The 13,747-nt window shown below is 63.8% G+C and carries 11 protein-coding genes and 1 tRNA gene; 4 read left to right on the top strand and 8 right to left on the bottom strand.

Annotated elements, in window-relative coordinates; genetic code table 11:
• Positions 1-31: 31 nt before the first annotated feature.
• The gene (locus tag AB4Y82_RS13260; RefSeq protein WP_441603640.1) at positions 32-643 is read right to left on the bottom strand and encodes a TetR/AcrR family transcriptional regulator; all 612 of its coding nucleotides are present in this window, start codon (positions 641-643) and stop codon (positions 32-34) included.
• 152 nt (positions 644-795) lie between these two features.
• On the opposite strand from AB4Y82_RS13260, the gene AB4Y82_RS13255 reads away from it, so the two are divergent.
• The 3 genes from AB4Y82_RS13255 (at position 796) to selD (ending at position 3,172) form a co-directional block, all read left to right on the top strand.
• Positions 796-1,197 carry a nuclear transport factor 2 family protein gene (locus tag AB4Y82_RS13255; RefSeq protein WP_441603639.1) on the top strand — a complete coding sequence of 134 codons (402 nt, stop codon included), beginning with the start codon at positions 796-798 and terminating at the stop codon, positions 1,195-1,197.
• A 21-nt stretch (positions 1,198-1,218) separates the two neighbouring features.
• On the top strand, positions 1,219-1,980 hold the full coding sequence (locus tag AB4Y82_RS13250; RefSeq protein WP_441603638.1) for an SDR family oxidoreductase: 762 nt from the start codon (positions 1,219-1,221) through the stop codon (positions 1,978-1,980).
• A 151-nt stretch (positions 1,981-2,131) separates the two neighbouring features.
• Positions 2,132-3,172 carry a selenide, water dikinase SelD gene (gene selD / locus AB4Y82_RS13245; protein ID WP_441603637.1) on the top strand — a complete coding sequence of 347 codons (1,041 nt, stop codon included), beginning with the start codon at positions 2,132-2,134 and terminating at the stop codon, positions 3,170-3,172.
• Positions 3,173-3,187: 15 nt separating this feature from the next.
• Here the strand turns inward: selD and AB4Y82_RS13240 are convergent.
• The 3 genes from AB4Y82_RS13240 to selA all read right to left on the bottom strand — a co-directional run bounded on the left by AB4Y82_RS13240 (position 3,188) and on the right by selA (position 6,646).
• Positions 3,188-3,284: transfer RNA gene (locus AB4Y82_RS13240), tRNA-Sec, on the bottom strand.
• A gap of 12 nt (positions 3,285-3,296) precedes the next feature.
• The gene (gene selB, locus AB4Y82_RS13235) at positions 3,297-5,231 is read right to left on the bottom strand and encodes a selenocysteine-specific translation elongation factor (RefSeq protein WP_441603636.1); all 1,935 of its coding nucleotides are present in this window, start codon (positions 5,229-5,231) and stop codon (positions 3,297-3,299) included.
• On the bottom strand, positions 5,228-6,646 hold the full coding sequence (gene selA, locus AB4Y82_RS13230; RefSeq protein WP_441603635.1) for an L-seryl-tRNA(Sec) selenium transferase: 1,419 nt from the start codon (positions 6,644-6,646) through the stop codon (positions 5,228-5,230). Before selA ends, selB begins: the two co-directional genes overlap by 4 nt.
• Positions 6,647-6,963: 317 nt before the next feature.
• On the opposite strand from selA, the gene AB4Y82_RS13225 reads away from it, so the two are divergent.
• A complete protein-coding gene (locus AB4Y82_RS13225; RefSeq protein ID WP_441603634.1) occupies positions 6,964-8,016 on the top strand; it encodes a permease in 1,053 nt (350 codons plus the stop codon).
• Between the two features lie 18 nt (positions 8,017-8,034).
• On the opposite strand, the gene fdhE is transcribed toward AB4Y82_RS13225, so the two are convergent.
• From fdhE to fdnG, 4 genes are read right to left on the bottom strand one after another with little or no spacing between them, the layout of a single operon-like run.
• Positions 8,035-8,985, bottom strand: a complete 951-nt coding sequence (gene fdhE / locus AB4Y82_RS13220) for a formate dehydrogenase accessory protein FdhE (RefSeq protein ID WP_441603633.1) — start codon at positions 8,983-8,985, stop codon at positions 8,035-8,037.
• The gene (locus AB4Y82_RS13215; RefSeq protein ID WP_441603632.1) at positions 8,982-9,641 is read right to left on the bottom strand and encodes a formate dehydrogenase subunit gamma; all 660 of its coding nucleotides are present in this window, start codon (positions 9,639-9,641) and stop codon (positions 8,982-8,984) included. Before AB4Y82_RS13215 ends, fdhE begins: the two co-directional genes overlap by 4 nt.
• Positions 9,638-10,552, bottom strand: a complete 915-nt coding sequence (gene fdxH, locus AB4Y82_RS13210) for a formate dehydrogenase subunit beta (RefSeq protein WP_441603631.1) — start codon at positions 10,550-10,552, stop codon at positions 9,638-9,640. Before fdxH ends, AB4Y82_RS13215 begins: the two co-directional genes overlap by 4 nt.
• 10 nt (positions 10,553-10,562) lie before the next feature.
• On the bottom strand, positions 10,563-13,637 hold the full coding sequence (gene fdnG, locus AB4Y82_RS13205; protein ID WP_441611379.1) for a formate dehydrogenase-N subunit alpha: 3,075 nt from the start codon (positions 13,635-13,637) through the stop codon (positions 10,563-10,565).
• Between the last annotated feature and the right edge of the window lie 110 nt (positions 13,638-13,747).

Here is a 13,747-nt window from a genome sequence, read left to right as displayed (position 1 = left end):
GCGACTGCGCTGGGTCGGGAGCGTGTTTCATTTAGCCATCCAATGCCTGCAGCAGTTGCTGTCGACCATCCTTGAGTACTTCATCGGCCAGTTCGGGATCGGCCTCGACCACCGCACGCGAAAGCACGAGTGAACCGACCATCTGACTGAACAATGCGATGGCCTTGCTCCTGCGCTCCTGCGCATCCTCGCCTTTCAGCACACTCGCCAGCTGGTCGATATTCCAGGTCAGTCCCTGCGCATAGGACTGCCGCGCTTCCTTGCTGAGGCGCCGCACATCGCCGGCGAATCCGGTCAGCGGACAACCGGCCTCGACATCGGCCCGGTGTTCCTCGGACAGATACCAATCGACGTGGCGCTTCATCGGATCGGCCGCGTCGTCTTTGGACGCTTGAATGCCAGCCAGCAGCCGCTCCGCTCCCTCCTCCATGGCCTTCTCCATCACCGCCGCGACCAGGGCATCCTTCGACTTGAAGTGGTTGTAGAAGCCCCCCTGGGTAAATCCGGCGGCCTTGGTCAGCTCCGACAGGCCCACGGCAGCCACTCCCCGCTCGCGGAACAGCTTTTCCGCTGCGGCGACGATAGATCGTTTATTTTCAATGGCTTGCTGCTTTGTAACACCCATGTCGCTACTCCTGGCCAAGGCCCAACAAGACCATTATCTCAAAAAACAATGGTGATCACCATTGACAATGGTCCAACCCGGTGCCAGTCTACTCTACGTCAATGGTGATCACCATTGTGATCTCCAGCCGTCCGGTCAACTGAGCCGCCAGACTTCCAGAGGAAACGACCATGTCCACGACCTCCGCCGAACAAAACAAAGCCCTGGTGCTTGAGGCCTTCGACACGCTGTTCAACCAGCGCGACTACGAAGCGGCCAAACACTACTGGTCCGATCAATACATCCAGCACAGCGCGCATATCGAGCCCGGCCGTGACGGCCTGTTCAATCTGATCCGCAGCATTCCCGACACGCTGCGCTACGAACACGGGTTGATCCTGGCCGAGGGCGACTACGTCATCGTGCACGGGCGCTTCTCCGGGCACGGTCGTCCGGCTGCGTGGATTGCCGCCGATGTCGTGCGCATCGAGAACGGCAAGCTGGCCGAACACTGGGACGTGCTGCAAGACGAAGCCACCCAGGCCGAATCCAAAAGCGGTTTGCCGATGTTCGGCGAACGCTTCCCTTCCTGATTTCCTTCGAGGAGTACGCTCATGAAACTCACCGGCAACACCATCTTCATCACCGGCGGCGCCTCCGGCATCGGCCGCGGACTGGCCGAAGCCCTCCATCGATCGGGCAATAAAGTGATCATCGCCAGCCGCCGCAAAGCGCTGCTTGATGCGGTGACGCAAGCCAATCCAGGCATGCAATCGCTGGTCATGGATGTGAGCGACGTGGAGAGCATCCGCAGCGCCGCCGCCGAAGCCATCGAACGATTTCCCGACATCAACGTTGTCATCAACAACGCGGGGATCATGGATATCGACGACGCATCCCGCCCGCTGGACGACAAGCAGATGCTCGATACGGTGACCACCAATCTGCTTGGCCCCATGCGCCTGACCTCGGCTTTCGTCGAGCACCTCAAGACCCGCAAGAACGCCGTGATCGCGTATGTCACCTCGGTCCTCGGCTTCGTACCGCTGGCGCCCGCCGCTGTGTACTCGGCAAGCAAGGCCGCCATGCACTCCTACGCGATGTCGCAGCGATTCATGTTGAGCAACGATGATGTGCGCGTGCTCGAAATCGCCCCGCCCTGGGTGCAGACCGACCTGCTCAACAGCAGCGAAGAGCCGCGTGCGATGCCGCTCAAGCCCTTCATCGAACAAACCATGGCTGCGCTGGCCACCGATGCCGACGAAATCCTGGTGGAACGTGCTCAAGCGCTGCGCGCCAATCCTGGCCCGGGCGAAATGGCCTTCGTGACCGAGTTCAATGGCGCGTTTCTTTCGGGCGCGGCAGCCGCGGCCTAGATCAGACTGCACGTGAACGAAACGCCGGAGACATGCGAACGGCGCTGATACGCACCTGACAAACACCTCTCCACCCGAAGGCACGTCACGACCAGCCGCTTTTCGCTATGCTGCGCGGACCCTGGCCGACCTGCCATCGGGAGGAGCGTGTATGACCTCCGTTCGCTTGACTGATCTGGCCCACGGCGGTGGCTGTGGCTGCAAGCTCGCACCATCGGTGCTGCAGGAGTTGCTTGCCAACAAGCCCGCGACGATGCCGTATGCGCATCTGCTGGTGGGCACGGAAAACAGCGACGATGCGGCCGTGTGGCAGGTGGATGAAAGTACCTGCGTCATCGCCACCACCGATTTCTTTATGCCGGTGGTCGATGATCCTTATGACTTCGGGCGCATCGCCGCCACCAATGCGCTATCGGATGTGTATGCCATGGGCGGCAAGCCGATCATGGCGCTGGCCATCCTGGGCATGCCGCTGAACAAGCTCGATGTGGACACCGTGCGTGCGATTCTTGCTGGCGGCGAAGCGGTTTGCACGCAGGCCGGTATTCCGGTGGCGGGCGGCCACTCGATTGATTCTGCCGAGCCGATCTACGGACTTGCCGTGGTCGGTTTGTCGGCGGCGCGCAACGTGCGGCGCAACTCCACTGCACGCGCCGGCGACGCACTGATCCTGACCAAGGGCATCGGTGTCGGCATCTATTCGGCAGCCTTCAAGAAGCAGGCGCTGCCCGCCGACGCGTACACCGAGATGCTGGTATCCACCACTTTGCTCAACCGCATCGGTTGCGAACTGGGCAAGGACGAAGACGTGCATGCGATCACCGACGTCACCGGCTTCGGTCTGCTGGGACACGGCCTGGAAATGGCGCGGGGCAGTGGCCTGCGCATACGCCTGGAACAGGCGCGCATTCCGTTCTTCCGGCAGGCACAGGCCCTGGCCGAAGCGGGTTACGTCACCGGCGCTTCCAACCGCAACTGGAACAGCTACAGCGACGGCGTCACCCTGCCCGCGGATTTGCCGGCATGGCGCCGCGCCTTGCTGACCGATCCGCAAACCTCGGGCGGCCTGCTGGTGGCGTGCAAGCCCGAGCGGGCCGAAGCGATTCGGTCGCAGATCGAGGCGGCCGGCTATCCCTGCGCGAGCATCATCGGCACGCTGAGTGACGGAACGCCGGGCATCGACGTCGTATAAGACAACCGCCAGAGATGGCGGAAGAGCATGGGAGTCGAACCCACCCGAGACAGTCTTATCTGCCTCACCCGGATTTGAAGTCCGGACGCCCCACCGGAGACGATGCTCTTCCTTAATCGCGCGATCACGACGAGGCGGGTCCGTACAAGTCGAGGGAGCGCGCCTGCATCCTGCGCATGCTACCGCGATTGAGCGTGACGCCCTGCCGGTCGAGAAATTCTAGTATCTGGATGGCGACTTTACGACCATTGTCCAGGCGATCGCGAAACTGCGCCGCGGTGAACCGCCCGTCACTGGATTGCGCAGAAATATCCGCCGCGATCATGACCATCTCGTGCATGGTCGCGCGCAGGAAGAAGTGGTCATGCGCCACTTCGTCGGCCAGGCCCATGCGCGCCGCCAAATGCATCAGCTGCCGAATCTCCTGCTCGGGGCGCGACAGCACGCCGGCAATGTCGCGAACGCGCGGCGGACGAAAGCGCTCGCCGCCGCCCAAAAGCGGCGCCACGCGTTGCCACATCGCCTCGCTGGCCGGATTCATCTGCAGGGAGTGGCTGGCCAGGCGCACAAACGCACCGTCACGGACCACGCGTCCCGCGAGGTCGGCGTGTTGCAAGGCCAGCGCAAATGCCGACGGCGGCAATTTCGGTTGCACGGCCAGCCGCAGCTTTTCCCGGCCCATGCCTTGGACATCCGGGTTGTTGGCGTGAAACGCTTCCAGTCGCTCGATCAGATTGGCGACAAAGGTCGGCCAATGTGCCTGGCTGATCGCAATGCGTTCGTCGTCTGCCTGGAAGATGATCGGCGCCAGCGCCGCTACGACGCCTTCCATCACGGCATCGGAGAGTGCGCGATCCCGCGCGAAAGCCAGCAGATCCCAGGCGAACGGCGGCGCCTCCAGCAGGCTGGCCAAGGCTTGCCGAGGATCGCTGATCGCTTGCGCTTCACGCTGCGCTTCACGCGCTGCCGTTCGCCGTTGCCGCGATGGTGCGCGCAGATCGAAAAACTGTCCGCCACCCATGGTGCGCTGGGCGGACACGTCACGCAGCACGAAGCGATCAAACGCTGCCGCGGCAATCGGACGGCTCAACACCAGTTGCACGTCGGCCATCTGGCCAGGCAAGAGCTGCTGCCCTTCGAGCAGGACGATGCGTGCGCCCACTTCCACCGCGGCGTGATGCAGCCGTGCCGGAAACCATTGGCCGATCGGCCGGGGTTCGCCAGGCAAGAGCTGCAGGCGCGCATCGATGCGATCGGTGGGCGCGTGCAGGAAAGGATCGACCACCATGTCGCCGCGATGGATCGTGTCCTTGGCGATGTCCTCGCCGACCAGGTTGAGCGCGCACCGGTCGCCTGCACGCCCGCACTCCACGTCGCGGTTCTGCGCGTGCACCGAGCGCACGCGTGCGGCAAGCCCCGTGGGGCTGAGCAACACCTGGTCTTTGACACGAACCACGCCCGACAAGACGGTGCCCGTCACCACCAGTCCGATGCCGGGCAAGGTGAAAACGCGGTCGACCGCCAGGCGAAAACGGCCGTCGCTGGCGCGCTCGCCCAGGGCACGCGCCTCGGCGACGAGTCGATCGCGCAGTGCATCGACACCCTCACCCGTGATCGAAGAAACCGGCCATACCTCGGCGCCTTCCAGTACCGTCCCTGCCATCGCCTCATGGATCTGTGCACTCACCTCGGCAAGGCGTCCGGGCGTTACGCGATCGACCTTGGTCAGCGCAACCAGGCCACGCTCGACCTGCAACAGATCGAGGATGGCCAGGTGTTCGAGGGTCTGCGGCATCACGCCATCGTCGGCTGCCACCACCAGCAGCGCGATATCGATGCCGCTCGCACCCGCCACCATGGTGTGCACGAAACGTTCGTGGCCCGGCACGTCGATGAAGCCGAGGATGCTGCTGTCGTCCAGCGGAAGAAACGCGAATCCCAGGTCGATGGTGATGCCGCGGCGCTGCTCTTCCTTCAGGCGATCGCCCTCGACACCGGTCAGGGCGCGCACCAGCGCCGTCTTGCCGTGATCGATGTGGCCCGCCGTGCCTACGATCATGGAGCGTGCGTGGCGGCGGCTGGGAGCTGGGCGAGCGCCTCGAGGAATGCGTTCTCGTCCTGTTCGTCCAGGCAACGCAGGTCCAGTCGCAATGCGCCCACGGCGACCCGGCCGATGATGGGACGCGGCAGCGCACGCAGCGCCGCGGTCAAGCGCTCCAACGCGCTCTGGCTGCCACGCGCGCGTATCACCAGGGCAGCGCTGGTCAGCGTATCCAGCGGCAAGGCGCCGGAACCGACCTGGCTGAGGCAGTCGTCGACATCCACGGCAAAAGCGTCGCCGAGACGCTCTGCTACGGCGGGGAGCAATCGTTGCGCCTGCGCCTGGATATCGGACTGCTGGCGTGCAAGAAAACGCAACGTCGGCAGCCGTTCGGCCAGGCGATCCGGATCGTGATAGAGCTTGAGCGTGGCCTCGATCGCAGCGAGGCGAAGCTTGTCCACGCGCAGCGCGCGCTTGAGCGGATTGCGGTTGATTTGTTCGATCAGCGCACGATCGCCGACGATGAAGCCGGCCTGCGGACCGCCCAGCAATTTGTCGCCGGAGAAGGTGACCAGCCGCGCGCCCTCGCCCACCGCCTCGCGCACGGTCGGTTCCTTGGCCAGCCCGTAGTGCGACAGATCCACCAGGCTGCCGGAGCCCAGGTCGTTCAGCAGCGGCACACCGGCGGCATCGGCGATGGCCGCCAGCTCGGCGGCGCCCACTTCGGCGGTAAAGCCCTGGATGCGGTAATTGGAGGTGTGCACCTTGAGCACGATGCCCGTGCGTGGGCTGAGCACGCTGCGATAGTCGGCAGCATGGGTGCGGTTGGTGGTTCCCACTTCCACCATGTGCGCGCCTGCGCGAGCCATGATGTCGGGCATGCGGAAGGCGCCGCCGATCTCGATCAGCTCGCCTCGCGAAACCACGGCGTCACGGCCGAGCGCAAAGGTGTTGAGGCAGAGCAGCACGGCGGCGGCGTTGTTGTTCACCACGGTGGCGTCTTCGGCGCCGGTCAGGCTGCACAGCAGGGAGCGCAGATGATCGTCGCGGTCGCCGCGCCCGCCTTCGTCCAGGTCAAATTCGAGCGATACGGGATGACGCATCGCCTCCACCGCCGCATCGATCGCCGCCTCGGCCAGCAGCGCGCGACCGAGATTGGTGTGCAGCACGGTGCCGGTAAGGTTGAACAAGGGGCGCAGGCCCGGCGTGCGTGCATCCAGCCACGCGCCGGCACGCTGGGCGAGTTCGTCGGCGCCGGGTGCAGTGCCGGGAGCGGCGCGCAAGGCGGCACGCGCGTCGTCGATCATGCGGCGGATGGCGTCGGTGGTCGCCACGCGCCCGTGTCGTTCCAGCAACAGCATCGCTTCAGCCGTTGCCAGCACCGTGGCAACCGCCGGAAGTTGGCGCAGCGAGACGACATCGGGTTCCGCCATGGCGCGTATCCAGTGACATCGGCGGGCACGCTTGCGTGCCGACCGATGATGGCTAATGTTGGCCCTATGCTGCTGGGCGCGTTCAAGCCGGTCAAGGCGCTTCGTCACCACGCCTGCCTGCACATCGGATTCACGAACGACCGTGGCTATGGCCTTCGCTAGGGTGACATTGGCCAAATGCCGTAGCATGCTCTCTCGCGCGACTGCACCGCAGCCGCGATGGGCTTGCCCCTGCACAGTGCGTCCGGCCTGTGGCAGAGGTGGCAATGGCGTGCCCTGTCAGGGCCGTGATGTCACGACTGTTCGTGGGGATGTCCATGTCTGCTGCAATTCAAACAGCGCGTCATGTCCGCTGGTTCGTGTTCCTGTTGCTGGTGGTTGCCGGCTTGTTCTACGTGAAGTGGCATCCGTATTACGGACGCGCCTTTGTCGCCGCATCCCAGCATTCGATCGGCCACTCGATCCTGATGGGCGACCAGGCCAGCGCACCAGCGCCGTCCTGGAGCGCCGCACTCGGCTATGCCGTCGCTTATGGCAAGGCCATCTGGCAGGCGATGGTGCTCGGCTTGTTGCTGGGCTCGGGCGTCCAGGCCTTGCTGCCGGTACGCTGGGTGGAGCGCGTGCTTGGTCGCTACGGTTTCGGCAGTGTGCTGGCCGGCGGGCTCCTCGCGGTGCCGGGAATGATGTGCACCTGCTGCGCCTCGCCGGTGGTGGTGGGCCTGCGCGCACATCGGGCGACGCCCGGTGCGGCGGTCGCTTTCTGGCTGGGCAACACGATGTTGAATCCGGCGACGCTGATCTTCACCGGCTTCGTCCTCGGCTGGTACTGGACCGGGCTGCGCCTGCTGCTCAGCGTGCCGATGGTGTTCGGGCTGGGCTATCTGGCCAACCGGATGTCGACACCGGGCGCGGACGTGCCGATCCCGGCGCAGCCGCTGGAGTCCGAACCCGTGTCATGGGGCGAAACGCTGAAGCGCTGGGCGCGCATCTTCCTGAGGATGACGGTGCGACTGATTCCCGAATACGTGGTGATCGTGTTGCTGCTGGGCGCGGCGCGCGCCTGGATGTTCCCGCATATCGGTCCGGAGATCGGCAACCAGTGGTTCTGGATCGCGGCGCTGGCCGTGGCCGGCATGCTGTTCGTGATTCCCACCGCGGGTGAAGTGCCGATCGTGCAGGCCATGCTGGCCCTTGGCATCGGCGCCGGGCCTGCGGCGGCCTTGATGATGACCTTGCCGCCGGTCAGCCTGCCCTCGCTGGTGATGGTTGGCCGATCTTTCAATCTGCGCCTGCTGCTGGCGCTGGCAGCGGCCGTGGTCGGCTTCGGCATCCTGGGTGGCGCGCTGGCGTCAGGGCTGGGTCTGCACTGAGGCACGCGATGGCGGTGGCTAGTCGGCCACCGCTTCGCCATCGCCCACCAGCAGCAGCGGGTTGGGCGCGTGGCGGGCAAAACCCGCTTCGGTGACCAGGATGTCCAGGCCGAGCGAGGCCAGATCGTCCGCATACGGATCGACCTTGGTGTCCTTCAGCTGATAGAGGACCTTGGCGTAGGTGTGGCATTCGGCGCAGGTTTCGGCCTTGACGATGCCCGGGTCATCTTCGATGCCTTGCAGGAACAGCTTGCGTGTACCGCCGCAGGTGATGCACACCGCACGCATGTGGTTCCACGCGGCGGAGCACATCGAGCACGACAGATAGCGCGTGCCGGGCGTCACGCCGGTCGCCGTGATCACGCCCGATACCGAAGGCGAGCCGCAGCATGGGCAGAGCGAGCGTTCTTCGAGCAGGCGCAGATCGTCGGCCCGCAGACGCGCTGCCGAACAGGTGAAATACACTTGCAGCGCCGCGGCAACGAACACCACCGCGCCCACTTCGGCAGCCTCCAGTTCGCCACGCAGGAAGTGGTCGGCCAGTTCGTCCAGCGCGGCGGCATCGCTGCGCTGCAGTTGCTCCATCGCATGCACGGCCGCCGGTGGCAGGCCAACGCGATCGATGCGTTCGAGCAGCAGCGCGAGGCCAGCACGCCATGACGCGTCACGACGATGGCCGTCGGCGGCCAGCGGCGGCAGGCGCGCTTCCACTGCCTGCGCTACCCACGCCTCACTGAGTTCCGCTGCAGGCGTCAACGTGGTTGCCACTTCGTGCTGCGCTCGCGAGAGCATCGACATGAACTGCAACCAAGCCTCCATCGGATGCCCGTCTGCCAGCTGCTCCAAGCGCTTTGCCGTGGCTGCAAAGCGCTTGCCCGGATCGGCCAGCACGATCGGATCGGGCGAACGGACGCCGGCGTGCTGCGGGCCGGTCCATTTGCCCTCGGGCGGTGCGCCAGCCTGCTTCATGGACGCTTCCTGATGCTGTTCTTGCCGTTCTGGCCGGACGCCAGCTCCCACAGCCATTTGCGGTGATGGCGCCAGGCCCAGCCCGGCGTCACATAACCTTGGGTCATCGCACGCACCGAGTGACGCACCCAGATGCCGGCATACACGTGGACGATCCAGATGATGATGGCAAGGAAGGCTGCGGTGCTGTGGATCAGCACGGCGGCGCGCTGCACCGGAATGGAGGTGGCTTCGCCGAAATACACTTCCCAGATCGTCAAGCCGGTGATGAACAAGGTGGGGATCAGCAGGGTCATCGACCAGAACACCAGTTTCTGGCCGGCATTGTTGTGGCCAACCGCGGGTATGTGTTCCTCATCGTCCTCGATCACCGCGGGCACCGACTTCATCCACGCAGTATCTTCCTGGCGCCAGAGGTTCGCACGCCAGAACTGCGCGATCATCCCGATATAGCTCGCCATCAGCACGCAGCCTATCCAGGGATGGATCGCGCGCGTCCACTGGCCGCCGCCAAACAGATTGGACAGCCAGAACATGATCGGGTGAAACATCGACAGGCCCGACAGCACCATCAAGGTAAAGCAGATGGCATTGATCAAGTGGTTGACCCGCTGGGAGGTGGTGTAGCGAACAATGACGGTCCTGGGCCGGTTCATGGCGTCTTCTCCGCGGCATCCTCCAGCACGCGCTCGCCCTGCACCTCGTCCTCTTCAGTCACTTCGTTGGGACCCTTCACGATGTAATGGAAGAAGCCCACCACGGCAGCCAGCGCGATGCCCACCATCGCCAGCGGCTTGGCAATGCCCTTCCATGCTTCCACCGCAGCGCTGATGCGCGGGTTGTCGGGCAGGCCCGAATACAGCGAGGGCTTGTCGGCGTGATGCAGCACGTACATCACGTGGGTGCCGCCCACTTCCGGCGGGTCGTACAAGCCAGCCTTTTCGAAACCGCGCGATTTCAGGTCGACGATGCGCTCGCCCGCCCAGTGCGCCATGTCGGTCTTGGTGCCGAACATGATGGCGCCAGTGGGACATGCCTTGACGCACGCCGGCTCCAGGCCCACGGCGACGCGATCCGAACACAGCGTGCACTTGTAGGACTTGTGGTCCTTCTTGCTGATGCGCGGAATATCGAACGGGCAACCCTTCACGCAGTAGCCGCAGCCGATGCATTTGTCGCTGATGAAATCGACGATGCCGTTGGCGTATTGCACGATCGCCCCCGGCGCCGGACACGCCTTGAGGCAGCCGGGATCTTCGCAGTGCATGCAGCCGTCCTTGCGGATCAGCCATTCCAGATTGCCCTGCTCGTTTTCGTATTCGGCAAACTTCATCAGCGTCCACACATCGGGGCTCAGATCATTGGGATTCTGATAAGAGCCTTCGAAGTGGCCAATTTCCTGGCGAAGGTTGTTCCACTCCATGCACGCCGACTGGCAGGCCTTGCAGCCGATGCAGCGGGTCACATCGATGAGCTTGGCCACCTGCTCCTCGGTGCTGCGCGCCATGGGCGGCGTCATCGTGGAGGCGGAACGCCGGATGTAATCTTGCGATTGCAGATCGGACATGACGGCTTCCTCAGGCGGCGACTGGCGCCGTGGTCTTTTCAATGTTGACCAGGAACGCCTTGAACTCCGGCGTCTGCGTATTGGCGTCGCCCACGGACGGCGTCAGCGTGTTGGCCCCGTAGCCCTTCCTGGCCTGGCCGGTGAAGCCCCAATGCAAGGGCACCCCGATCACATGGGTCGGCTTGCCATCCACGGTCATCGGCTTGATGCGCTTGGTGACATAGGCCTTGCAAATCACTTCGCCGCGCTTGGACGACACCTTCACCCAACCGCCCTGCTCGATGCCCTTCTCCTTGGCCAGCACCTCGCCGATCTCGATGAATTCCTCCGGCTGGAGGATCGCGTTGATCAGTGCGTGTTTGGTCCAGAAGTGGAAGTGCTCGGTGAGGCGATACGTGGTAGCCACATAGGGAAAGTTCTTTGGACTGCCAAACGCAGCGCGGTCATCGGCGAACACGCGGGCTGCCGGGTTGTTCTGCACCTTGGGATGCAGCGGGTTCGCCACCGGCGATTCCAGCGGCTCGTAGTGCTCGGGGAACGGCCCCTCCGCCATCAGCTTGCGGGCGAACAGCCGACCCAGGCCTTCGTCGTTCATGATGAAAGGACTTGCGCCTGCCGACGGTGCCAGGGTGGGCGTGTAATCGGGCACGTCGATGCCCACCCAGCGTATGCCGTTCCACGAAATGACCGGCTTGGCCGGGTTCCATGGTTTGCCTGCGGGATCGGCACTGGCACGGTTGTACAAGATGCGCCGGTTCGCCGGCCACGCCCACGCCCAGTTCGGCGCGATGCCTTGCTCGCGTGGATCGGTGGCGTCGCGCCGCGCCATCTGGTTGCCCTTCTCGGTGAACGAGCCGGAGAAGATCCAGCAGCCGGACGACGTACTGCCGTCATCGCGCAATTGCCCAAAGCCATCGAGCAAGGTGCCGGCCTTGGTCACTGCACCGGTGGTCGCATCGGTGAGATCGGCCAGGGCGCGACCATTCATTTCCTTCGCCAGCTCTTCCGGGTCGGGACTCAGCGGATCGGTGTATTTCCAGGTGAGGTTGAGCAGCGGATCGGGGAAGGCGCCGCCTTCCTTGCGATACAGCTCGCGCAGCCGGTGATAGATGCCGCTCATGATCCAGATATCGGACATCGAATCGCCCGGACCTTCCGCCGCTTTCCAGTGCCACTGCAGCCAGCGCGCCGAATTGACCAGGGAGCCGTTTTCTTCGGCGAAGCAGGTGACCGGCAGCTGGAATACTTCGGTCTGGATCTCGGCCGAATTGGCCGGGTTCTGCGGACCGAAGTCCTGCCAGAAACGCGAGGTTTCCGTATCCAGCGGATCCATCGTCACCAGGAACTTCAGCTTGCTCAGGCCGCGGCGGATCTTGCCGCGATCCGGGAAGGCCTGCAGCGGGTTGAAGCCCTGGCAGATGTAGCCCGTCATCTGGCCGTTGTTCATCATCTCGAACGCCTTGATGATGTCGTACAGCGGGATGTCGAGCTTGGGCAGCCAATCGAACGCCCAGTTGTTTTCCTGCGTGGCGGCGTCGCCGTAGAACGCCTTCATGAAGCTCACGAACAGCTTGCGGGTGTTTTGGTAGTAGCTGATCTGTCCCGGGCGCAAAGGCTTGAACTGACGGGTCGACATGTAGATGTCGAAGTCGGTTTCCTTGTCGGTGGGCAGGTTCATATAGCCCGGCATCTGATTGGACAGCAGGCCGACGTCGGTCAAACCCTGGATGTTCGAATGCCCGCGCAAGGCATTCATGCCGCCACCGGCCACGCCGATATTGCCCAGCAGCAGCTGGATCATCGCCATGTTGCGGATGTTCTGCGCACCCACCGAGTGCTGCGTCCAACCCAGTGCAAACAGGCTGGTCATGGCCTTGTCGGGCGCGCAGGTGCTGGCGATCAACTCGCAGATATGCAGGTACTTGTCCTGCGGCGTGCCGGTAATACGCGAGACCATCTCCGGCGTGTAGCGGGACACGTGATGCTTGAGCAGGTTGATCACGCAACGTGGGTCTTGCCAGGTGTCGTCGGCGCGGGCAAAGCCGTCCTTGTCCAGGTCGTAGTCCCAGGTCGACTTGTCGTAGGTACACGTTTCCTCGTTGTAGCCGGTAAACAGGCCATCCTGGAAATCGAAACCGTCCTTCACGATCAGGCTGGCATTGGTATACGAGCGCACATACTCATGCTGGATCTTGTCGTGCTCCAGCAGGTAACGAATCACGCCATTGAGGAAGGCGATATCGGTGCCCGGGCGTATCGGCGCGTAGTAATCGGCCACCGAGGCCGTGCGCGTGAAGCGCGGATCGACCACGACGAGCTTGGCGCCGTTCTCGATCTTCGCCTCGATCACCCATTTGAAGCCGCACGGATGCGCCTCGGCAGCGTTGCCACCCATGACGATAACGACATTGGCGTTCTTGATGTCCTGCCAGGTGTTGGTCATTGCACCGCGACCGAATGATGGGGCCAGACTGGCCACCGTCGGTCCGTGTCAGACACGCGCCTGGTTGTCGAACACCACCATGCCGAGCGAGCGAACCACCTTCCAGGTCAGGTAGGAGGTTTCGCTGGACGACGCCGACGCCGCCAGCATGCCCACGCTGGTCCAGCGGTTGACGGTGTCGCCCTTGGCGTTCTTCGCGATGAAGTTCTTGTCGCGATCGTCCTTCATCAGACGCGCGATGCGGTCCAGCGCGAAATCCCAGGACACGGTCTTGAACTCGGTGCCGCCGGGCGCACGGTAACGCGGCTCTTTCAGTCGCGTGGGTGCATGCACAATGTCGAGCAGCGCCGAACCCTTCGGGCACAAGGTGCCGCGATTGACCGGATGATCCGGATCACCCTCGATGTGGATGATGTTGGACAGCGCGTTCTTGGCGCGATCACCCATGCTGTAGATGATGATGCCGCAGGCCACTGAACAATACGTGCAGGTGTTGCGTGTTTCAGTGGCGTGGGCAAGCTTGAAAGGTCGAACGGCGGCGGCTTGCGCCACCCCCGATTCGCCAAAGCCCAACACGCCGAGACTGGATGCTGCCAGCCCCAAGCCTGTGAACTTGATGAACTCGCGGCGAGTCATTGGCATCGCGTAGCGCTCCCGGAAATCTGGCTGGACCAACCGCCCAATCCAGGGCGTCGACGTGGCTCGAAAACTCCGTGGCGACGACGGCAATGAAGCTGTCGCCTGCTCAAAAA

It is taken from the genome of Dyella sp. 2YAF14 (genome assembly GCF_052114725.1).
Lineage (GTDB): Bacteria > Pseudomonadota > Gammaproteobacteria > Xanthomonadales > Rhodanobacteraceae > Dyella.
The sequence above is the reverse complement of the archived record's forward strand: the minus strand, read 5'-3'. Positions and strand labels throughout refer to the sequence as shown.

Excerpts from the sequence above, each read along its gene's own strand:
- selB (WP_441603636.1), bottom strand. The coding sequence starts at position 5,231 with ATGATCGTAGGCACGGCGGGCCACATCGATCACGGCAAGACGGCGCTG.
- AB4Y82_RS13215 (WP_441603632.1), bottom strand. The coding sequence starts at position 9,641 with ATGAACCGGCCCAGGACCGTCATTGTTCGCTACACCACCTCCCAGCGG.
- fdxH (WP_441603631.1), bottom strand. The coding sequence starts at position 10,552 with ATGTCCGATCTGCAATCGCAAGATTACATCCGGCGTTCCGCCTCCACG.
- AB4Y82_RS13225 (WP_441603634.1), top strand. The coding sequence starts at position 6,964 with ATGTCTGCTGCAATTCAAACAGCGCGTCATGTCCGCTGGTTCGTGTTC.
- selA (WP_441603635.1), bottom strand. The coding sequence starts at position 6,646 with ATGGCGGAACCCGATGTCGTCTCGCTGCGCCAACTTCCGGCGGTTGCC.
- fdhE (WP_441603633.1), bottom strand. The coding sequence starts at position 8,985 with ATGAAGCAGGCTGGCGCACCGCCCGAGGGCAAATGGACCGGCCCGCAG.
- AB4Y82_RS13250 (WP_441603638.1), top strand. The coding sequence starts at position 1,219 with ATGAAACTCACCGGCAACACCATCTTCATCACCGGCGGCGCCTCCGGC.
- AB4Y82_RS13255 (WP_441603639.1), top strand. The coding sequence starts at position 796 with ATGTCCACGACCTCCGCCGAACAAAACAAAGCCCTGGTGCTTGAGGCC.
- selD (WP_441603637.1), top strand. The coding sequence starts at position 2,132 with ATGACCTCCGTTCGCTTGACTGATCTGGCCCACGGCGGTGGCTGTGGC.